This window comes from Arthrobacter sp. zg-Y919, assembly GCF_030142045.1.
Taxonomy (GTDB): domain Bacteria; phylum Actinomycetota; class Actinomycetes; order Actinomycetales; family Micrococcaceae; genus Arthrobacter_B.
The window spans coordinates 580,063-599,645 of record NZ_CP126242.1; the positions used below are offsets into that span (position 1 = coordinate 580,063).

The following is a 19,583-nucleotide window of genomic DNA, read 5'->3' on the forward strand; positions in this document are numbered from 1 at the left end:
GGCAAATTTCCGCGTATAGTTGCCTAGGTCAACTATCAGTACCCAACACCCCCGGAGACCATCCCCATGCCTATGCAACAGGAAACGGCGGATGATCTGATCCGGAAGATCTTCGCCCTGCAGCGAACGCTGCGGTGCGTCACCCAACACAGTGCCGACCACGGTGGACCCGGCGTGGCACTGCAGGGAGTGATGCGGATGATCGGCGAAGACGGTGAGCTGCGGGCAACCGAGCTTGCCGCCAAACTCGGCATCGGCCCCGCTGGCCTCAGCCGCCACGTCGCCGAACTCGAAGAACTCGGTTACGTCCGGCGCCGCCCGCACCCCCAGGACCGCCGCGCCTACCTCATCAGCCTGTCCGAACTGGGGGAGTCGGTTCTTCACGACGCCATGAAAAACCGGGCAGCCGTGCTGCAGGAAGCGCTCGCCGCCTGGTCCGAGGACCAGGCCCGGCTTGCCGCAGAAACCATCGGGTCGCTCTCCGACTCGCTTTTTACGTCTATCCGCCGCGCACCCGGAACCCCCGGGCAGACGCCGGAAACCTCCGAATCCTATCCACAGGAGCAAACAGCTAAGTGACCGAGACCAAGACTGTCCGGAAGAAACATATTCCCGGCGAGATGAGCCACCGCCAGATCCTGCAGGCCCTGACCGGCCTGCTGGCCGCATTGTTCACGGCGATGCTGAGCACCACCATCGTGGCCAATGCCCTGCCCACGATCATGGCCGACCTGCACGGAACCCAGACGGACTTCGCCTGGGTGGTCACGGCAGCCCTGCTGGCCAACGCGGTGAGCACACCCATCTGGGGCAAGCTCGCGGACCTGTTCAACAAGAAGCTGCTGGTGCAGCTGAGCATCGTGATCTTTGTTGCCGGTTCCGTCCTCGCAGGTTTTTCCCATTCCATGGACCTGCTGCTGACCGCACGCGTCATCCAGGGACTGGGCATGGGCGGCCTGACCGCACTGGCCCAGGCGATCATCGGTTCCATCATTCCGCCGCGGGAACGCGGCCGGTACTCCGGCTACATGGGTGCCGTCATGGCCGTGGCCACAGCCGGCGGCCCGCTGCTGGGCGGGTTCATCGTCGACAGTCCGCTGGGCTGGCGCTGGACCTTCTTCCTCTGCGTTCCGCTCGCCGTCGTCGCCCTGATCCTGCTGCAGGTCACCCTGCGCCTGGAACACGTACGCCGCCCCGCGAAAATCGACTGGCTCGGTTCCATCCTGCTCACCGCAGGTGTCTCCCTGCTCCTGATCTGGGTCTCTTTCGCAGGCAAGCCCGACTACTACGAATGGTGGTCCTGGGAAACGGCCGCCATGGTGGGCGGATCCCTAGTCCTGCTGGCCCTGCTGGTGCTGGTGGAGGCAAAGGTCTCCGAACCGATCATTCCGCTGAAGATCATCAGCCAGCGGACCACCGCCCTGGCCATCCTGGCTTCCGTAGCCGTGGGTATCGCCATGTTCGGCTCCACCACGTTCCTGGGCCAGTACTTCCAGCTGGCGCGCGGCTTCACCCCCACCGAGGCCGGACTCCTGATGCTGCCCATGATTGCCGGCAACCTGCTCGGTTCCGTGGGATCCGGCCTGCTCATCACCCGCTTCGGCAAGTGGAAGCGCTTCCTGATTATCGGCACCATCCTGGTGATCCTCGGGACGGGACTGGCCGGCTTCATCGACCACGAAACCGACATGGTCCTCGTCAGCCTGTTCATCTTCATCCTGGGCATCGGTATGGGCCTGCTGATGCAGAACTTGGTGCTGGCCGTGCAGAACACGGTCAAGGTCACGGATGTCGGTTCCGCCAGCGCCTCCGTTGCCTTCTTCCGCACCGTCGGCGGCGCCATCGGCGTCTCGGTCCTCGGCGCAGTGCTCTCCAGCTCGGTCAGCCGCCGCGTCACGGAGGAACTGGACAAGGCCGGTATGCCCACCAACGCAGGCGGCACCACCGCCACGCTGGACATCGGAGAGCTTCCGCCGGCAGTCCAGATGTTCTTCCGGATCGCCTATGCGGAGGGTACGGCGGATATCTTCAAGATCGCCGCTGCCGTTGCGGTCATCGCCCTGGTCGCGGTGCTGTTCATCAAGGAGCAGGCGCTGCGCCGGACTTTGGACATCAAGCCGACGTCGGCCAACCCGCTTGAGCCCGGCCTCACCGGCGGCGCGGAAATGCTGCACACCGGCGCCATGTCCACCGTGGATCCGGTAGCACCGGTTCTCACCGACAGCACCGGCTCGCGGAACGGCAGCAGCTCGAAATAGCCCTACTGCATGGTGAAACGCCGTGCCACGGCCCCGCCCAACGCCGGGACCCGGAACATCCGTTCCAGCCCGGCGTTGCGCAGGGCCATTGCTCTTTGAGGCAGCGGCCGGCCCAGCACCATGTTGGCGCGTGCCTGCGCCGAGGCCACAACGGCGCCGCGCCGCCGCCGCCGTTCGAAGTCCTGAAGCGCCCGGCCCATCGGTTTCCCGTGCAGGGACGCGGCAATAAGCGGTGCCACGGCGGCCGCGTCCAGCCAGCCAAGGTTCATTCCCTGGCCGCCGATCGGACTGATCTGGTGGGCCGCGTCCCCGATCAGGACCGTACGTCCGTGCACCAAGTGGTGCGCCCGGCCAATCCGGACACCGAAGGCGCTGAGCATGGAATTTCCGGCCACGTCCAGGCGGTGCCCGGTCCGCCTGCGGACCAGCTGCGCGAGGCCGGCGGCGGTCGCTTCCTGCGGCAGGGCGCCGGTATGCGCCACCCACCGGCGCAGCCCGCCGGGCAACGGAAACGACTCCACGATCCCCTCCGGCTCCAGGTAGAGCACCGCCAGCGCCCCGTCGCCGGTACCGTCCGGGTAATCGCCCATCACGTAGGTGTCCGGCAGATCGCGTGCGGACCAGCGGGTGCCCAGTGCGGACCGGATGCCTGACCGCGCGCCGTCGGCCGCCACCAGGAGGGCCGCCTGGGTGATGAAGGGCTGTCCCTCGCTGGTCCCGTACACACGGACGGAGGACCCGAGGTCGTCAAAGGATTCGACCTTGCTGCCCCGGACCAGCGCGCCGGGATCCAGGGCACGCAGCCGCTCCTCCAGCAGATGTTCGGTACGGACCTGGGGCAGGGTAAGGACAAAGGGGTAACGGTCCGACGCCGCCGCGAAGTCCAGGCGGGCCACGGTCCGCCCCGCACTGCGGGCTTCCCCGTGGGTGATGCGGACGCCTTCGCGGATCATGGCATCGCCAATGCCGGCCTGGGCCAGGGACTCCAGGGCGGGCGGATGGACCCCGATCGCCCGGGAATGGCTGCTGCGGCTCGGCCGCTGTTCCAGGACCTGGACGGACACCCCTGCCTGCAGCAGCAGGCAGGCCAGGTACAGGCCGACAGGGCCGCCGCCCGCCACCACGACGTCGGTGCTGCGGCGCGGAAGATCAGCCGGCATCGAACTGGCCCGTGGGGGTCCGCGCAGGAACCGGCGGCCGGTAAAGAAGCAGGTTCTGCCACGGCTTCTGCTGCAGTCCCTGCCAGCCCGGCGGTGTCACCGCCGCGAGTTCCGAAGCCGTGTAACTGCGGCGGATGGAGGTCAGGCCGTCTGCCCGGATGAACGAGCCGGGGAAGAACGGCAGCGTCCCGACGGAGAACAGGGCATAGGCCCACCGGCTGCGCTGAATGTCGCTGTGCAGGCACAGTTTCCGTCCCAGCAGCTCCGAGTCGGCCAGCAGCCCCCGCAGTTCCTTCGGAGCCAGATGGTGGAGCATGTGGTTGGAAATCACCGCGTCGTAGGACCGTCCCTCGGCCACCAGATCCCCGCTGAACGCCCGGCGGAAGGTCAGTCCCGGCATCGGTGGACGCGAGGAGGCAAACGTATGCGCCCTCGGGTCCGGGTCAATCGCGGTGATCTCCACGGCTAGCCCATCCCGCCGGGACCAGCGGGCGATGCAGCGGGGGACATCCCCTCCACCGGAGCCGACGTCCAGCAGGGTGCCGCCGCCGTCCTGCCTGAACAGCGGACGGAGGTAGCGGACATAGTTGCGCCGCCACCCCGAAACCACGGCATTGATCAGCCAGAACTGCGCGTAGGTGCGCTCGAGGCGCAGGAGATCCGCGTCGGGCCGGTCCATTTCCTCCACGGCGTCGAGGGCCCGGGTGGAAAGGGAGGGGAAAACGGCTGTCATGCGGGAACACCCGCGGGCTCCACCTGGCCTCCCGGCACCGCCGCCTGTTCCGTTGCCGCGGCCGCCGGCTGGACCGGGCCGCCGACCCGGGTGAACAGACCGGTTTCCACGGTGAGGCCGGGACCGAAGGCCATGGAGCAGATCCGCTCATTGCCGCCGGTGAACGGCTGCTCCAGGATGTACTTGAGCACAAACAGGACGGTGGCGCTGCTCATGTTTCCCACCGTGCGCAGGGTTTCCCGGGCCGGCCCCAGCTGCTGTGCACTGAGTTCGAGTTTTGCCTCCACCTTGTCCAGGATGGCGCGGCCCCCGGGGTGGATGGCCCAGTGCCCAATGTCCCGGTAGGGGTGGACGCTCACCGACTCGTCGTGGGCCAGCAGGGGAGCCAGTGCGCCCACGATGTGGTCGTCGATGATGTGGGGGACGTAGGTGCCCAGGACCATCTCGAAGCCTTCATCGCCAATGTTCCAGGCCATGGCTTCCTCGCCGACGGGGGTCAGGACCGTTTCGAAATGGTCCAGCTGGATGGCCGGACCGGCGTCGGGCAGGTCGTCGCGGGCGGTGATGACGGCGGCGGCCGCACCATCGGCGAAGAGCGAGGACCCCAGGATGGCATCGGGATCGTTGGAGGTGCGGACGTGTAGGGAGCACAGCTCCGCGCTGACCACCAGGACGACGGCGCGGGGGTCGGCTTCACAGAAGGATTTCGCGGCCCGCATGGCCGGGAAGGCGGCGTAGCAGCCCATAAACCCCAGGTGGTAGCGCTGGACCGAGGGATTCAGCCCGAGGGCACGGGTGACTTTGTAGTCCGGGCCCGGGTTGAAGAAGCCGGTGCAGGAGACCGTGATGACGTGCGTTATGTCCGCCGCGTTGATGCCGGTGCAGGCAGCCAGCGCCTTTGACGCTGCTTCGATGAAGAGCTTGGTGGCCTCCACGGCAAAGATGTCGTTCCGGGTCTTGGTGCTTGGCCGCAGCAGCAGGCCGCTGCGGGCGTCGTAGAAGAGGGGATGTTCCGAGGTGTCCGTCAGGGAGAGCTCGGCCAGGGCCGTGCGGCGGGTGTCGATGGCCGCGGAATCGAAGCAGGTGCGCACCAGCCGCTGACCCAGGCGGGTCAGGCCGGGCTGGGCCACGAAGGTGTCACGGACTTCGGACTGCACCAGGACTGTTGGAGGGATCGCAGTTTCCAGGGACCTCAGGGTAACCGTCATAGTCCATTGTTGGGGGAGGGCAACGCTCTGCACAATGGCAACGGTTGCTGGAAAGTTGCCTTGAGCCACTGGTTTTCCGGAACCCCGGCAGGGAAACCGGTTGCCGGTCGCCCCGGCAACTGGGCATACCTAGTGAGGGGAAGCGGTGGATGCCACCCGGCCCCGCGGCCGCGCCGACGCATACCACTGCCGGCACAACAGGACGATCAGGGCCAGTTCCAGGACCCCGCCGCCGTAGTACATGACCAGCGCACCCTGTTCCGCGGCCGCGGCGGAAATCCCGGGAGGCGGATCGGCGTAAATGCTCTTGGCGAGGATATTGTGCGCGGCGATGGAAAGCACCAGCACCGCTGCCCGCAACCGGTATCCGGACCGGTGTGGAGAGGGGTCCCGTCCCACCATGGAGGCGGTGAACAGATAGCCGGCCGCCAACAGATGCAGGGTCACCAGCCAGTGCACGGGCATGGATTCCTGCATGGACTGCAGCAGCCCGGTGCGGAACATCAGGATCATGCCGCCGGTGTTCAGCAGCGCGGCGGTAACCGGGAAGGACAGGAACCGGGCAAACCTGCTGCGCAGCAGGCGGGAGAGGCGGCGTGCCGGAAAAACATCGAGTGTGCGCAGCGCCAGGGTGAACGGCCTCGAGAGCACCAGCAGCAGTGGGGAGAGCATCCCGGCCAGGAGGTGGGACAGGCTCAGCACGGCGAAATCTTCGTGGGCGAGTCGTGCCAACGGGTTCAGGACCGTGGCGAGTACGGCGGCCACGCCCAGGGTGAATAACGCAGTCCGGTACCAGGGCCACCGCCCGGAACGCGGTGAGAGGGCGCCGGCCCAGTAAGCGACCACAGCCACCACGGCGGGAATGAAGAACAACGACTCTGCGGGAAAGTCGCCGCCGCCGTGGCTATGCATCGGCGGGGGTTTCCCGTTCCCGAGGAACAGCAGTGCGGGTGCGGCAGGTGAGCCATGCACCGGCAAGAATCAGCAGACCGGCAATCACGTTCCAGACCGTGTCATAGGCCAGCAGGTCCACCTCGTAGCGGATCTGGTGCAGTCCGAGCAGCTTGTGCTGCACCGTCCCGTCGTAAAGCTGGAAAACTCCGGCGCCCAGCAGGACCCCGCCAATCCAGCGCTGCCAGAGGGTCTCGTGCCACCGGCGCAGATCTGCGAACAGGAAGAGACCGGCTACGACGGCAAACCAGCCGAAGGCATGGAACAGACCGTCCGAAAACAGCCCGACGGAGGTAGTGGAGCGGTCGTAGAAATGGTGCCACTGGAGAAGCTGGTGGAAGATCACTTCATCAACGAAGGCAGCCAGCCCAATGCCAAACAGCAGGCCGGAAACCAGGTTACGCAGGCGCGGAGAGCGGCGCGTGCGGAGGGTAGAGCTCATTCTTCGAACATAACACCGGTGCCGTCCCGCCGCAGGCCCGCGTGACAGGAGCGGACTCCCCGGCAAGGATGGGGTGCATGTGGATAGGCGCACTTGAACTGGACCTGCTGCTGGGAGACGTGCACTCCCTCAAAGGCAAACGGTCGGTGGTCCGGCCGATCCTTGCCGAACTGCGGCGTAAGTTCGACGTTTCCGCTGCCGAGGTTGGTTCTTTGGACCTGCACCGCCGGTCCGGGATTGGGGTTGGGCTCGTGGCGGCGGACCGCTCCCATGTGGTGGACGTGCTCGACGCCGCGGAACGGCTCGTGGCCGGCCGCCCCGAAGTGGAACTGTTGAGCGTCCGGCGTCAACTCTTCACCGGGGAGGACTAGGCGCTCCGTCCGGCTGACATCGGTCGGAGAAATGGGGAACAATTGGGCGCGTGAGTCTTAGCGCCGTAGAACCCGTCAACCTTTCCGGATCCACCGATGAGCAGGTGATCGCCCAACTGGCCGCCGAACTGGGGGTAGCGCCCTGGCAGGTCCGGGCCGCGGTGGAGCTGCTCGACGGCGGCGCCACGGTTCCGTTTATTGCCCGGTACCGGAAGGAGGTCACCGGCACGCTGGATGACGCCCAGCTGCGGGACCTGGATGAACGGCTGCGGTACCTGCGCGAACTGCAGGACCGCCGGCGGGTCATCCTCGAGGCGATTGATGCCCAGGGGAAGCTGACGAAAGAGCTGCGGGCCGCCGTCGTCGGCGCCGAGACCAAGTCCCGGCTGGAGGATATCTACCTGCCCTACCGGAGCAAGCGGCGGACGAAGGCACAGATTGCCCGCGAAGCAGGCCTGGAACCGCTCGCGGATACGCTGCTGGCCGACCCCCGGCATTCTCCGGAAGCCGAAGCTGCGCGGTACGTGCGCGACGGCGTTCCGGACGCGGCCGAAGCGCTCGCCGGAGCGCGGGCCATCCTGATTGAACGGGTGTCCCAGGACGCAGACCTGTTGACCGAGCAGCGCGAGAAGCTCTGGCGGCAGGGACGGATGCGCTCGCAGGTACGTCCGGGGAAGGAAGCCGAAGGGCGTAAATTCACCGACTACTACGATTTTTCCCAGTCACCCGCCGGCATGCCCTCGCACCGCGTCCTGGCACTGTTCCGCGGCGAGAAGGAGGGCATGCTGGAACTGGCGCTGACCGAGGGCGATCCGGCGGATGCCGAGGCCCTTGCCGCCGCCCGTGCCCGATACGAACGCTCCGTCGCTGCCCGTCTGGGGGTGGCCGAGCGTGGCCGGCCCGCCGATGCCTGGTTGATGCAGACAGTGCAGCTCGCCTGGCGCCGGATCCTCGCCAAACTCGCGGTGGACCTGCGCGTCCGGCTCTTCACCGACGCGGAAACCGAGGCTGTGCGGGTTTTCGCCGCCAACCTGCGCGATGTCCTGCTCGCCGCCCCGGCGGGAAACCGGGCCACCCTCGGACTGGATCCAGGGCTCCGGACGGGTGTGAAGGTGGCGGTGGTGGACGGTACCGGCAAGGTGGTGGCCACCGATACGGTCTACCCGCACGCACCCATGCGACGCTGGGACGACGCCCTGGCTACGCTGGCGGAGCTGGTGAAGGAACATGGGGTGGAACTGATCGCGATCGGCAACGGCACCGCGTCCCGGGAAACGGACAAGCTGGCCGCGGAGCTGATCCGGCTGGTGCCCGGCGGGTCGGTGCGCAAGCTGGTGGTGTCCGAAGCCGGTGCGTCCGTCTATTCCGCCTCGGCTCTCGCCTCCGCCGAACTTCCCGGGTTGGATGTCTCCCTGCGCGGCGCGGTATCCATTGCCCGGCGGCTGCAGGATCCCCTGGCGGAACTGGTCAAGATCGATCCGAAGTCGATCGGAGTGGGGCAATACCAGCATGACGTGACACCGGCGAAGCTGGAGCGCTCGCTGGACGCCGTGATTGAGGACTGTGTGAATGCCGTGGGGGTGGACGTCAACACCGCCTCCCCGTCGCTTCTGTCCCGGGTGGCCGGCGTCGGTCCGCTGCTGAGTGAAAACATCGTGGCCTACCGCAACGCGAATGGACGGTTTACCCGGCGGCAGGACCTGCTGAAGGTGCCGCGGCTGGGGGCCAAGGCCTTTGAACAGTGTGCCGGGTTCCTGCGCGTCAGTGCGGGAACGGAGCCGCTGGACGGTACCAGCGTGCACCCGGAGTCCTACCCGATTGCCCGGAAGGTCCTCGCGGCGGCCGGGGAAACCATGAGCTCCTCCGGTGCCGTCCTGGACGGGGTGGATCCGGCTGCGTTCGTGGACGAGCACGTGGGCCTGCCCACCGTCCTGGACATCATTGCCGAGCTCCGCAAGCCCGGGCGGGATCCGCGGCCGGCGTTCGAAACGGCGACCTTCTCGGAGGGGATCGAAAAGATCGCCGATCTGCACCCCGGAATGGTGCTCGACGGCGTGGTCACCAACGTTGCTGCCTTCGGGGCATTCGTGGACGTGGGAGTGCACCAGGACGGACTGGTACACATCTCCGCCATGTCGCACACGTTCATTTCGGACCCGCGCGAGGTGGTCCGCTCCGGCCAGGTAGTGAAGGTCAAGGTGATGGAGGCGGACCCGGAGCGGAAGCGGATTTCGCTCACGCTTCGCCTTGACGACGACGCCGCCGAGCCGGGTGGGCGGTCCGGCGGACCGAAGGCTGGCGCAGGCAAGCCGGGTGCAGGCAAGCCGGGAGCTGGCAAGCCGAAGGCGGCGAAGCCTGACTCGGCGCATCGAGACGCGGCGAAGCCCAACGCCAAAAAGCCCGGTGCTGCCAGGGTGCCGGCATCCGGTGGGAAATCCGGTGCTCCCCGGTCCGGCTCGCCCGCATCTAAAGCCACCTCACCCAATACACCCGCATCCAACGCGCCCGCCGGAGCGATGGCGGACGCGCTGCGTGCGGCCGGGTTGCTGAAGTAACTCCCCTAGTCGGAGTCTGCCGGGCTCCCGGCCTCGGCGGCTTCGTCAGCCTTCTCGGGGGCGGCGGGAACAGTTCCGGCAGGGGACGTTCCCTGGTCATCGCGGATGTTGCCGGCCGAATGTGAAGCGCTGCCCGGCTTGCGGGGTTCACCCGTGGGTCCGGGCTGCGGAGCGCTGGGGCCGAGCGGATCGTCGGCGTCGTTGGCAGGTCCGGTGGGTTCAGTGGTCACGGGGGATCCTCTCGGTGATGCCTAGCTTCGGTTGATGAGTGCGCCCAGCAGGCTGGTGTCCAGGGCCGCAAGAAGGGTCCGGGGGTTTTCGTAGACTTCCTCGGCGCCGGCCTCGCGCAGTTCGGCTTCGCTGGTGCCGCCGCAGGTCACGCCGATGGTGGGAATGGAGAGCTTCGCGGCAGCCTTGATGTCCCAGACCGAGTCACCCACGAACACCGTGTTGGCAGCCTCGAGGCCGCCGGCTTCCAGGGCAGCCTCGAGGATGTCCGGTGACGGTTTGCTGGCCTCGGCGTCTGAGGAGCTGGTGGCACCGGTGATGGCGGATTCGGCTTCAATCACGGTGCGTAGGAACTCCAGCTCCGCACCGGAAGCAGAGGATGCGAGGACCACTTCGAGGTCCTTGCCCGAGCAGGCTTTCAGCAGTTCGCTGGCACCGTCGAAGGACCGCAGCGACGGCCACCACGTGGAAAAGATGGCGCCGTGCGTAGCATCGAGCTGTTCGTCCTCGTCTTTGTTGCGGTCCTCGCCCAGGAGGTGCTCCACGAGCTTGTCTCCGCCCATGCCGATGGCACGGTGGATGGCGGACATCGGGACGTCGTGCTCCATCCGGCGGAAGGCCTGCCACCACGCGACGGCGTGCAGGTAGTTGGAATCCACCAGGGTGCCGTCCACATCGAAAAGTACGCCCCGCTTGCCGTTGCCCGAACTGCTCATGGTGTGCCGCCTCAGTCTTGATTGGTGCTGATATCTGGTTCCGAGTCTAGTGGCGGCGGTACCGCCAGCGGTGCCGGTACTGAGGGAACGCGCCCGGGCGGGCCCAGGAAGGTCCGCAGCTGCTGCTCGAGGAGGCTGCGGTCTTTTAGCTCGCATTCCCAGACCACCAGGACGTCCCAGCCTTCCGCTTCCAACCGTGCCTGGGCGGCAGCATCCCGCTCGACGGTCCGGTTGCGTTTCGCGGCCCAAAACCCGCTATTGGTTTTTGGTGCCCGCTGTCCTGCCAGGCATGAGTGGAAATGCCAGAAGCACCCGTTGACGAAGAGGACTTTCCGGCGCCCGGCGAAAACGAGGTCGGGCTTTCCCGGAAGCGGGGCCTTCCCAAAAGAGCCGTGCAGCCGGAAACGGTACCCCGCGGCGTGGAGGATGCTGCGGATCAGCAGTTCGGGTTTGGTGTTCTTGCCCCGGATGCGGGACATGTTGCGGCTGCGCTGTTCCGGCGTGACGGTATCGGCCATGGGTCCAGTCTAGAGATCACAATTGCATCTCACGGTGCCTGATTTTGCCCGGAGGGGTCTGCGGACTCGTAAGGTGACTTACTATTGAAACCACTGATACGACCCTTACAAGGAGGTAAGAGATGTCGGGCTATTTCAAGCTGGTTGACGCCCATGAGGGCTACCGCATTAAGCTCATCGCCGGCGACGGAACGCTGATGGCGGTATCCACGACTTTCGAAACCAAGCAGGAAGCAGCGGCTGGAATTGCCCAGCTGCGGGAAATTGCAGGAACGGGTCCTGTGGTTGACCAGAGCAGGGATTCGGACGTACTGGGCGATGCCAGGACCTCGGCCCGCAAGGCGGCAGCCGGCTGACGAGTCAACGTGCACGAACAATCGGTCAGGCCTCCGGCTCCCCCTCGGGGAACTGGAGGCCTGGCTGCGTTGAAGGTGAATCCAACCGGCTCAGGACTGGTCTTCGCCGCCCTCGGCAGGCTCCTGGGTGTGCTCGCGCTGCGCGTTCTCCTTCTCGTCCGTAGTCCCTTCGGAAGGCTCCTGCGGATGGGTCCGGTTGGAGTCCTTTTCCTCGTTGGCACCCTGTTCACTCATGTGAATCTCCGATTCGTTTCCAGCCGACACCGGCATTTGCCGGTTCTCCTTCAGAGCGGCCCTGCCTTCCAGTCTAGAAACTCCGGCGCGAGTCTAGAAGCCCTGGACGGATCCTCCGGGCGCCGCCGGGGCAGACACCCCAGACACGCCTGGCGCACGCTGCTGGCCAGGGTCGGCCGGCGCCGGTAGCGTGTGCCGGATGCAGCCCAAAGACGCAGACGTCATTGTTGTTGGTGCCGGACTTGCCGGCCTGGTGGCCACCGCCGAGCTGGTGGACGCCGGGCGCTCGGTGATCCTGGTTGAACAGGAGGGCGCCCAGAGCCTGGGTGGCCAGGCCTGGTGGTCCTTCGGTGGGCTTTTCCTCGTGGATTCACCGGAGCAGCGCCGGCTGCGGGTGAAGGACTCTGTGGACCTCGCCTGGCAGGACTGGCTGGGCACTGCGGGTTTTGACCGCGACGAGGACCTCTGGCCGCGCCGGTGGGCCGAGGCCTATGTGCATTTTGCGGCAGGAGAGAAGCGGGCCTGGCTGCAGCAGATGGGGCACCGGCTGTTCCCGGTGGTGGGCTGGGCGGAGCGCGGCGGCTACGGTGCCACCGGGCCGGGCAACTCGGTTCCGCGCTTCCACATCACCTGGGGTACGGGGCCGGGGATCACCGCACCGTTCGAGGCCAAGGTGCGCGACGGCGTCGAACGCGGGCTGGTGCGTTTCGCGTTCCGCCATCGCCTTGATGACCTGGTCCTCACCGGCGGTGCCGTGACCGGGGTGCGGGGCAGCATCCTGGAGCCCACGACGGCGGCCCGCGGCACCGCGTCCAGCCGGAACGTTGTTGGGGACTTTGAGTTCAGTGCCGCCGCGGTGGTGCTCACCACCGGAGGTATCGGCGGAGACCACGACGCCGTCCGGGCGTCCTGGCCCGGACGCCTGGGTTCGGCGCCGGCAACCATGCTTAGCGGTGTGCCGGAGCACGTGGACGGCAGGGGTATTGGAATTGCCCAGGCCGCGGGTGGGCGGGTCATCAACCCCGACCGCATGTGGCATTACGTGGAAGGAATCCGGAACTGGGACCCGGTGTGGAAGAACCACGGGATCCGGATCCTCCCCGGTCCGTCCTCGCTGTGGCTGGACGCGGCGGGAAACCGGTTGCCCGTGCCGTTGTTCCCGGGATTCGATACCCTCGGCACCCTTGACCACCTGCGCCGCACCGGTTCCGACTACAGCTGGTTCATTCTGAACAAGGCGATCATCCGCAAGGAATTCGCGCTCTCCGGCTCGGAACAGAATCCGGACCTCACCGGAAAATCCCTCCGGGACGTCCTGAAGCGGGCCACGGCTGGAGTGCCCGCACCGGTGCAGGCGTTCCTGGACCACGGCGAGGACTTCATTACAGCGGATTCGGTCGAGGAACTCGTGGCGGGCATGAACCTGCTGGCCAAGGGCTCGTCGCTGCAGGGGGACGCGCCAGTGTTGTCCGCTGAAGCGGTGCGGCAGGAGCTGGAGGCCCGGGACCGGGAGATCCGCAACCCGTTCACGAAGGATTCCCAGGTCACCGCCATCCGCGGAGCCCGTACCTATCTGGGCGACCGGTTGATCCGCACCGCGGCGCCACACCGCATCCTCGACCCGAAGGCCGGCCCCCTGATCGCCGTCCGGCTGTCAGTGCTGACCCGCAAAACGCTTGGCGGACTGGAGACGGACCTGCAGTCACGGGTCCTGGCAGACGACGGCGCTCCGGTCCCCGGGCTCTTTGCCGCGGGCGAGGCCGCCGGATTCGGCGGCGGCGGTATGCATGGCTACCGTTCGCTGGAGGGGACGTTCCTCGGCGGGTGCCTGTTCAGCGGCAGGTCGGCCGGGCGCGCCGCGGCCGGCTAGAGTGTCGCCTGGCTAGCAGGGCAGGGGACAGCCCGCCGCCCCTTAGCGCAGCGAACCCACCCTGGCCTCGCAGGCTCGGTCAGGGAACCCTGGTTCGCTGCTTCCCCGCTCGTTCCTCGCTCGGCGATGCGGGGCTCACGGGTTGTCCCAGCCCCGCTAGGACCGCCGAGATTAGACGGCGTCGAACATAAACAGGACGGCCGGGACGCCGCGAAGGCGTCCCGGCCGTCGTCTGTCACGGGCCGGAGTTTTTGGCTGCTAGCCGGCGTAGCCCAGGGCTTTTGCCTGGCGGTACTGCTTCATCTGGGCAAAGAAAGCACTGGCCGGCTTGGTGAAGAACAAGACGACAGCTGCGACGGTCAGCAGGACGGAAAGAAGGCTGAGGATGCCCGCGGCCGAGCCGTCGATGCCGATCAGGGTGAGGAGGGACAGGGCCGCGAAGACGGTGATGACAATCCGCGCCCAGTTGTGGCCCTTGCGGGCGAAGATGGCGAACAGCACGCTGACGGCCACGCTGACCAGGCCGATGGTGATCGCCGTGACGAGGCCGATGGTTACTGCCGTATCCACCTCGGCCGCAGACAGGCCGCTCTGGCGGGCCAGTTCACTGCGGGTTTCATCCGAGGTCAGCTCCGGGAGGGCCAGGAGCAGGCCGAGCAGACTGGCCACAGCGGAGGCAATCAGGAGCCAGAACCCACGTTCGACGGCGGCCGGACGCTGCGGTGCCGCGGGGGGATTTGCAGGCTGGCCGCTGCTGTAGGCGCCGTAGTTGTAATTCGGAGGCATGCTCATGTATTTCTCCCTAAAGGTTTAGTCCACATATCGTCAACGAAGGACGAATAAGAAAGTCTTCCGGCAAGCCTAGCCATAACCCCGCCTTCGCACTTCCACACTCCGGGGGAGATTTGCGCTGTTTTTCGACGGGGGAAGGGCTTCCGGTGCTCCCGGTTCCACCGAACGGACTATCGGGCCCGGAATAAGGCAGCCCCCGCCGCGGTTGAAACAAACATGCAAACGCATGAAGAGGAGGATGGCGTGGTGGATCGCAGAATAGTGGTGGTGTCGGGCGGACTGGGTGTTCCGTCGTCGTCCCGGATGCTTGCCGATGCCCTCGCCGCGGCCGCCAAGACAGAGATTGAAGCCCTGGGTTCGACCGTCAGCGTCACCACCTTCGAACTGCGTGAATACGCGGTGGACATCGCCAACAACATGGTGACCGGTTATGCCGCACCGCGGTTGGAAGCGGCCATCAATGAGCTTGTCGCGGCGGATGCACTGGTCGCGGTGACGCCCGTCTTCACGGCCTCGATGAGCGGATTGTTCAAGTCTTTCTTCGACGTCGTTGATAACAGTGCGCTGGACGGCAAGCCCGTTCTGCTTGGTGCCACCGGAGGCAGTGCGCGGCATTCCATGGTCCTGGACTATTCCCTGCGGCCCATGTTCAGCTACCTTCGGGCACGGATCGCCCCGACGGCTGTTTATGCGGCACCGGGTGACTGGGGATCGGGCGAGACCGGTACCGGAACTTTGGACCAGCGGGTCCGCCGAGCTGCCGGAGAACTGGTGGCGCTCCTGGGGGATGCTCCGGTGCAAAAGCGCAGTAACCCGGCCGAGTCGCTCCCGTTCGAGGAACTGCTCGCCCAGACGCAACGCAACTAGCCTAGGTATCCACGCGCGGGCCGGAGGCGACGTCGCCGTCCCAGCCTAGGTTGCTGGCCATCCGCTGCAGGACAGCCAGCAGAGCACCGTATTCCTCTTCGGTGATGTTGTCCGTCATGAGCTGCCGAATGCGGTCCACGGCACCACGGAGATTTTCCAGGCTGCGGCTGCCCAGATCGGTGAGCCGGTACTGGCCGTCTTCCAAAAGCACCCAACCGGATTCCCGCAGCTCTTCGATGAGCTCGGCGGACGTGCCGGTCTCCACTGCGGGGAAGAAGGGGCGCAGGCCGTCCGAGAGCTGCTTCTGGGTTGCGGGCCCTTCCACCAGCAGGTTCATCATCTGCCATTGCCGTCGGGTGACGCCGTGTTCTTCGAAGCTGGCGCCAAACTGGTCATCAACCAGCTGGTCGACGAGCTTGAGCCAGAATCCGATGGGACGCTCCTGATTGGCCATCTCTCCACTGTACAAATCAATTCCGGTACAGGGAATGGCTCTGGTACAGCCTCCGGTGGTTCGGCTCAGGCGAAGCGGGCCATGGTTCCACACCGGGGACAGGGCGCGGAGCGGGCCAGATCCAGGCACACTGCGCAGACGGGAAGATCTCCGGTGTCGTCCTTCAGTGGGCGGTTGGGCATTTGTTTGCCGCAGTAGGGGACCGGGCGGCGCGCACGGCTTCGTGCCCGGCGTTTGCAGGGGGTGCAGAAAACATGCACCAGCTCGTCTTCATCCTTCGGGGGAGTCTCCACCGGCCGGACCAGCGTGGATTCCTGGACGCTCATTGCCTTTCCTCGGTACGCGTGTAGCTCGCCCGCGACCGTCCGACGGCGGCAGCGGACCCTGTTTCCACGGTAACGGTTTCTACGGACTGTAGAATTCAGCGGAGGCGCGGACAGCCGCGCGATTATGCGGGTGCCGAAGGAACACAGGTGCCCGAATTCACTCTGGGCACCCTCTCCGCTGGAGTCGTTCCGCTACTGCAGCAGGGAACGGATATCGTCGGCCGTGAGTGCGGAGCTGAAGACGGCGTCGTCGTCCATCACGGAGGAGAACAGCTTCGCTTTCTGCTCCTTGAGCGCCATGACCTTTTCCTCGATGGTGTCCTTGGCGACCATGCGGTAAACCATGACGTTGTTCTTCTGGCCGATCCGGTGCGTGCGGTCCACGGCCTGGGATTCCGCTGCAGGGTTCCACCACGGATCCAGCAGGAAGACGTAGTCCGCCTCGGTCAGGTTCAGCCCGAATCCACCGGCCTTGAGGCTGATCAGGAACACGGGGACCACGCCGTCCTTGAAGGACGCGATCACCTCGGCCCGGTTGCGGGTGGAGCCGTCGAGGTAGGCGTACTTGATGCCCTGTTCGTCCAGGCGCTGCGCTGCCTTCTTCAGGAAGGAGGTGAACTGGCTGAAGATCAGCGCGCGGTGTCCTTCGGCCGTGACGTCTTCGAGCTGGTCAAAGAGCACGTCCAGCTTTGCGGAGGGCACGCCGTCGTACTCTTCCGGCTCGACGAGCGAGGCGTCCAGGCTGAGCATGCGCAGCAGGGTGAGCGAGCGGAACACGATCATCCGGTTCCGGTCCATGTCCTGGATCAGGCCCATGAGTTTCTGGCGTTCGCGCTGCAGATGCGTCTCGTAAATCTTGCGGTGCTTCGGATGCAGCTCCACCTCGAGGATCTGCTCCTGCTTCTCCGGCAGGTCCTTGGCCACGGCTTCCTTGGTGCGGCGCATCAGCAGCGGCTTGATGCGCCTGCGCAGCCGTGCCAGCAGTTCGGGGCTGTCGCCGCGTTCGATGGGCCGCTGGTATTCGTCGGTGAATTTGCGGGCGGACGGGAACAGCCCCGGCGCCACAATGGCGAACAGGCCCCAGAGCTCCATCAGGTTGTTTTCCATCGGGGTGCCGGTGATGGCCAGCTTGAACGGGGCCGGCAGGTCGCGGGCGCACTGATGCACGCGGGTGACCCGGTTCTTGACGAACTGCGCCTCGTCCAGGATCAGTCCGTCCCACTCCAGTTTCCGGTAGGAGGCGAAATCGAGCCGGAACACCGCGTAGGAGGTGAGGACGACGTCGGCGCCGGTCACGACGTCGGCCAGCGGTACGCGGGACTTTCCGGTGGTGTCGGAGACGGAGACTACCTTCAGTCCCGGGGTGAAGCGTGCGGCTTCGGAGGCCCAGTTGGGCACCACCGAAGTGGGGGCAACCACCAGGAATGGTTTGCGGGCCGGCGCGGTCTCCGGTGATTCTGGAGTCGATTCAGCCTGCTTTTCCCGGGCATGGGCGAGCAGGGCCAGGGTCTGCAGGGTCTTCCCGAGTCCCATGTCGTCGGCCAGGATGCCGCCCAGGCCGTGGTCCCACAGGAAAGCCAGCCAGTTGAAACCTTCATGCTGGTAAGGGCGCAGGCTGGCCTCGAGTCCGGCGGGCAGCGGCACCGGGTCCACGGACTCCAGGTCCAGGAGGGCGGAGACGGACTGCCGCCAGGCGACGGCTTCCTCGGTTTCCTCCGCCAGTTCCTCCAGCTCGGACCACAGCCCGGCCTGGTAGCGGCTGATGGACAGTTCGCCGGTATCCCATTCCTGCAGGCCCTGTGCCTCATTGATCAGGGCATGCAGGTGCTCAAACTCGGGACGGTCCAGGGAAAGGTAGGTGCGGTCCACCAGCATCAGCTTGGTTTTGCCCTGGGCAATGGCCTTGAAGATTTCCGCGAACGGCACCAGCCGGCCCTCCACCGTGACCATCACGGCGAGGTCGAACCAGTCCCGGCGTTCGGTTTCCACCGTGGTGATCTTCAGCTTCGGTGCCTCAAGCAGCTCCCGGTAATCGGGTCGGGTTCCCTCGATCTCCACCCGCACCCCGTCGAGCTTTTCCAGCTCCGGCAGGACATGCTCGGTGAATTCGGCGGCCTCGATGTCGCGCAGCGTTCGGTTCCGGGGGACCGCATGCAGGGTCTTTCCTGCGGCAGCCAGGAGTTCCGCCTCGGCGGGGATATCACGGTAGGAGGCATCGTCGTCGTCCGCCGTCCGGCCTGCCTGCGGCGCACGGGTGAGCGGCAGCAGGGTCTGGGAACTGCCGTGCCGGTAGGACCAGTTCCAGGTCAGGGTCAGCTCATCCTCGGCGCCGAATGCGGCCGTGAGGACCAGGACGGGTGGCTCGATCTCGGGGAACTCCACCGAGTCGTCACTGCTGGTGACCGGCAGGACCTGCCGCAGCCGCGGGTAGAACTTCTCCAGGAACACGGGAGCGTCCGCCTTCGGCACCATCACCGGGGCACCCTGCAGCAGCAGTCCCTTGTCCTGCTCGGTCAGGGTCTTGGCCGTGGGGGCCAGCGTGATGGAGTTTTGCGGGGACCGAAGGTAGACCCCGTGACTGCCGATGATGCCGGCGTCTTCCAGCGGGACGGGCTGCCCGTCGATTTCCAGGGTGGGCAGCAGCTGCAGGGGCGCGGGAGTCTCGGCGCCTGCTGCCCGGACATCCAGGGACAGGGTGGCCAGTTTCCCCACCCGGACGTGGGTGTCTTTCTTGGTGCCGACGAAAGGGATGCCGAGACGCACTGCTTCATCCAGCAGCTGCCAGAGCAGGGGGTTGGCGAAGTCGTCGAGGTACAGCCAGGAGTCGTTCTGGCCGAAATAGCTGACGCCGTTGGAGCGGTGCAGGGCGGGGAACTGGGAGAACCAGCGGTGCTGGTCCGGGTCCAGCCGCAGCCCGTAGGTCTGATAACTGATGTTGCTCCAGGCCAGGTTGTTCTTGACCCAGTTGCCCTTGGCATTGCGCACCACCGGACGGACGCCCAGACGGAAGGGGGTGGCCCGGTGCCGGCTGCGCGGGGCGGGGGCGGCGCCCCAGCGGGACGCGGCAGCGGCGGCGAAATTCCGCAGTTCAAACTGCAGAGCCAGGGGCGTGGTTTCGGTGGGTCTGGAGCTGTCCGCCAGATCAGCATCGATCAGGGTCTGCAGCGACTGCTGCCAGGCCGGCACGGATTGGCGTACGGCAGGAGCGGAGAGTTCCTGCCGGGAAATCAGGTGCTCGGTGTTGCTCTGCAGTGCCGCGGCGGCCACATGCTTGCAGTCAAAACCGAGGGGGCAGCTGCAGTGGTTGTCCAACAGGCGGTAGTCGCCCTGGCGCTTGGCGCCGAGCTGAAGCATGATCCGGTAGGGAACCGAGGCACTGCCTCGGACCGAGGCGCGCAGCACTTCGCCCTGCGGGTCCCATTCCAGCGCCTCGACGGCACCGCCCTTGGCGTAGGTTTGGCCCCGTTGAAACGCCGAGCCGCCAACCACGCGGATGACGTCGGTGACGTCTACGAGCGGAGGGGTTTCGAGCATGGTTTTATCG

At 66.3% G+C, this 19,583-nt stretch carries 20 protein-coding genes; 7 read left to right on the top strand and 13 right to left on the bottom strand.

What is annotated here, in order from left to right; genetic code table 11:
* Positions 1-66 precede the first annotated feature (66 nt).
* The gene (locus QNO10_RS02765; protein WP_229949263.1) at positions 67-579 is read left to right on the top strand and encodes a MarR family winged helix-turn-helix transcriptional regulator; all 513 of its coding nucleotides are present in this window, start codon (positions 67-69) and stop codon (positions 577-579) included.
* A gap of 41 nt (positions 580-620) precedes the next feature.
* Positions 621-2,258: an MDR family MFS transporter gene (locus tag QNO10_RS02770; protein ID WP_229949733.1), complete on the top strand. Its 1,638-nt coding sequence runs from the start codon at positions 621-623 to the stop codon at positions 2,256-2,258.
* Between the two features lie 2 nt (positions 2,259-2,260).
* Here the strand turns inward: QNO10_RS02770 and QNO10_RS02775 are convergent, their stop codons facing one another.
* The 5 genes from QNO10_RS02775 to QNO10_RS02795 form a co-directional block, all read right to left on the bottom strand.
* Positions 2,261-3,418: an FAD-dependent oxidoreductase gene (locus tag QNO10_RS02775; RefSeq protein WP_229949265.1), complete on the bottom strand. Its 1,158-nt coding sequence runs from the start codon at positions 3,416-3,418 to the stop codon at positions 2,261-2,263.
* Positions 3,408-4,151, bottom strand: a complete 744-nt coding sequence (locus QNO10_RS02780; RefSeq protein ID WP_229949267.1) for a class I SAM-dependent methyltransferase — start codon at positions 4,149-4,151, stop codon at positions 3,408-3,410. The genes QNO10_RS02775 and QNO10_RS02780 overlap by 11 nt, the downstream gene beginning before the upstream one ends.
* Complete coding sequence (locus QNO10_RS02785; protein ID WP_229949269.1) at positions 4,148-5,359, bottom strand: type III polyketide synthase; 1,212 nt, start codon at positions 5,357-5,359, stop codon at positions 4,148-4,150. The genes QNO10_RS02780 and QNO10_RS02785 overlap by 4 nt, the downstream gene beginning before the upstream one ends.
* A gap of 129 nt (positions 5,360-5,488) precedes the next feature.
* Positions 5,489-6,271: a cytochrome c oxidase assembly protein gene (locus QNO10_RS02790; RefSeq protein ID WP_229949271.1), complete on the bottom strand. Its 783-nt coding sequence runs from the start codon at positions 6,269-6,271 to the stop codon at positions 5,489-5,491.
* On the bottom strand, positions 6,264-6,752 hold the full coding sequence (locus tag QNO10_RS02795) for a DUF2243 domain-containing protein (RefSeq protein ID WP_229949273.1): 489 nt from the start codon (positions 6,750-6,752) through the stop codon (positions 6,264-6,266). Before QNO10_RS02795 ends, QNO10_RS02790 begins: the two co-directional genes overlap by 8 nt.
* A 77-nt stretch (positions 6,753-6,829) precedes the next feature.
* Between QNO10_RS02795 and QNO10_RS02800 the strand changes: the two genes are divergently transcribed.
* Both QNO10_RS02800 and QNO10_RS02805 read left to right on the top strand, forming a co-directional pair.
* Positions 6,830-7,123, top strand: a complete 294-nt coding sequence (locus QNO10_RS02800; RefSeq protein ID WP_229949275.1) for a DUF503 domain-containing protein — start codon at positions 6,830-6,832, stop codon at positions 7,121-7,123.
* 50 nt (positions 7,124-7,173) lie between these two features.
* The gene (locus QNO10_RS02805) at positions 7,174-9,678 is read left to right on the top strand and encodes a Tex family protein (protein WP_229949277.1); all 2,505 of its coding nucleotides are present in this window, start codon (positions 7,174-7,176) and stop codon (positions 9,676-9,678) included.
* 5 nt (positions 9,679-9,683) lie between these two features.
* On the opposite strand, the gene QNO10_RS02810 is transcribed toward QNO10_RS02805, so the two are convergent.
* From QNO10_RS02810 to QNO10_RS02820, 3 genes are read right to left on the bottom strand one after another with little or no spacing between them, the layout of a single operon-like run.
* Positions 9,684-9,908: a hypothetical protein gene (locus QNO10_RS02810; protein ID WP_229949280.1), complete on the bottom strand. Its 225-nt coding sequence runs from the start codon at positions 9,906-9,908 to the stop codon at positions 9,684-9,686.
* A 21-nt stretch (positions 9,909-9,929) separates the two neighbouring features.
* A complete protein-coding gene (locus tag QNO10_RS02815; protein WP_229949282.1) occupies positions 9,930-10,622 on the bottom strand; it encodes an HAD family hydrolase in 693 nt (230 codons plus the stop codon).
* Between the two features lie 11 nt (positions 10,623-10,633).
* Positions 10,634-11,140: a very short patch repair endonuclease gene (locus QNO10_RS02820; RefSeq protein ID WP_229949284.1), complete on the bottom strand. Its 507-nt coding sequence runs from the start codon at positions 11,138-11,140 to the stop codon at positions 10,634-10,636.
* A 122-nt stretch (positions 11,141-11,262) separates the two neighbouring features.
* Between QNO10_RS02820 and QNO10_RS02825 the strand changes: the two genes are divergently transcribed.
* On the top strand, positions 11,263-11,496 hold the full coding sequence (locus QNO10_RS02825) for a YegP family protein (protein ID WP_229949286.1): 234 nt from the start codon (positions 11,263-11,265) through the stop codon (positions 11,494-11,496).
* Between the two features lie 90 nt (positions 11,497-11,586).
* Here the strand turns inward: QNO10_RS02825 and QNO10_RS02830 are convergent, their stop codons facing one another.
* Positions 11,587-11,730, bottom strand: coding sequence for a hypothetical protein (locus QNO10_RS02830; protein WP_229949287.1), 144 nt, complete (start codon positions 11,728-11,730; stop codon positions 11,587-11,589).
* A gap of 199 nt (positions 11,731-11,929) precedes the next feature.
* On the opposite strand from QNO10_RS02830, the gene QNO10_RS02835 reads away from it, so the two are divergent.
* Positions 11,930-13,600: an FAD-binding dehydrogenase gene (locus QNO10_RS02835; RefSeq protein WP_229949289.1), complete on the top strand. Its 1,671-nt coding sequence runs from the start codon at positions 11,930-11,932 to the stop codon at positions 13,598-13,600.
* 258 nt (positions 13,601-13,858) lie between these two features.
* Here the strand turns inward: QNO10_RS02835 and QNO10_RS02840 are convergent, their stop codons facing one another.
* Positions 13,859-14,392: a hypothetical protein gene (locus tag QNO10_RS02840; RefSeq protein ID WP_229949291.1), complete on the bottom strand. Its 534-nt coding sequence runs from the start codon at positions 14,390-14,392 to the stop codon at positions 13,859-13,861.
* A 243-nt stretch (positions 14,393-14,635) separates the two neighbouring features.
* Between QNO10_RS02840 and QNO10_RS02845 the strand changes: the two genes are divergently transcribed.
* Entirely contained in the window at positions 14,636-15,259 is a 624-nt protein-coding gene (locus tag QNO10_RS02845; protein ID WP_229949293.1) for an FMN reductase, read from the top strand.
* Position 15,260: 1 nt separating this feature from the next.
* On the opposite strand, the gene QNO10_RS02850 is transcribed toward QNO10_RS02845, so the two are convergent.
* From QNO10_RS02850 to QNO10_RS02860, 3 genes are all read right to left on the bottom strand, one after another.
* Positions 15,261-15,713, bottom strand: a complete 453-nt coding sequence (locus tag QNO10_RS02850) for a MarR family winged helix-turn-helix transcriptional regulator (RefSeq protein ID WP_229949294.1) — start codon at positions 15,711-15,713, stop codon at positions 15,261-15,263.
* A 65-nt stretch (positions 15,714-15,778) separates the two neighbouring features.
* Positions 15,779-16,039, bottom strand: coding sequence for a hypothetical protein (locus QNO10_RS02855; protein WP_229949295.1), 261 nt, complete (start codon positions 16,037-16,039; stop codon positions 15,779-15,781).
* 192 nt (positions 16,040-16,231) lie between these two features.
* Positions 16,232-19,573 (bottom strand): DEAD/DEAH box helicase, encoded by a 3,342-nt coding sequence (locus QNO10_RS02860; protein ID WP_229949296.1) that lies wholly within the window; start codon positions 19,571-19,573, stop codon positions 16,232-16,234.
* Positions 19,574-19,583: the final 10 nt, after the last annotated feature.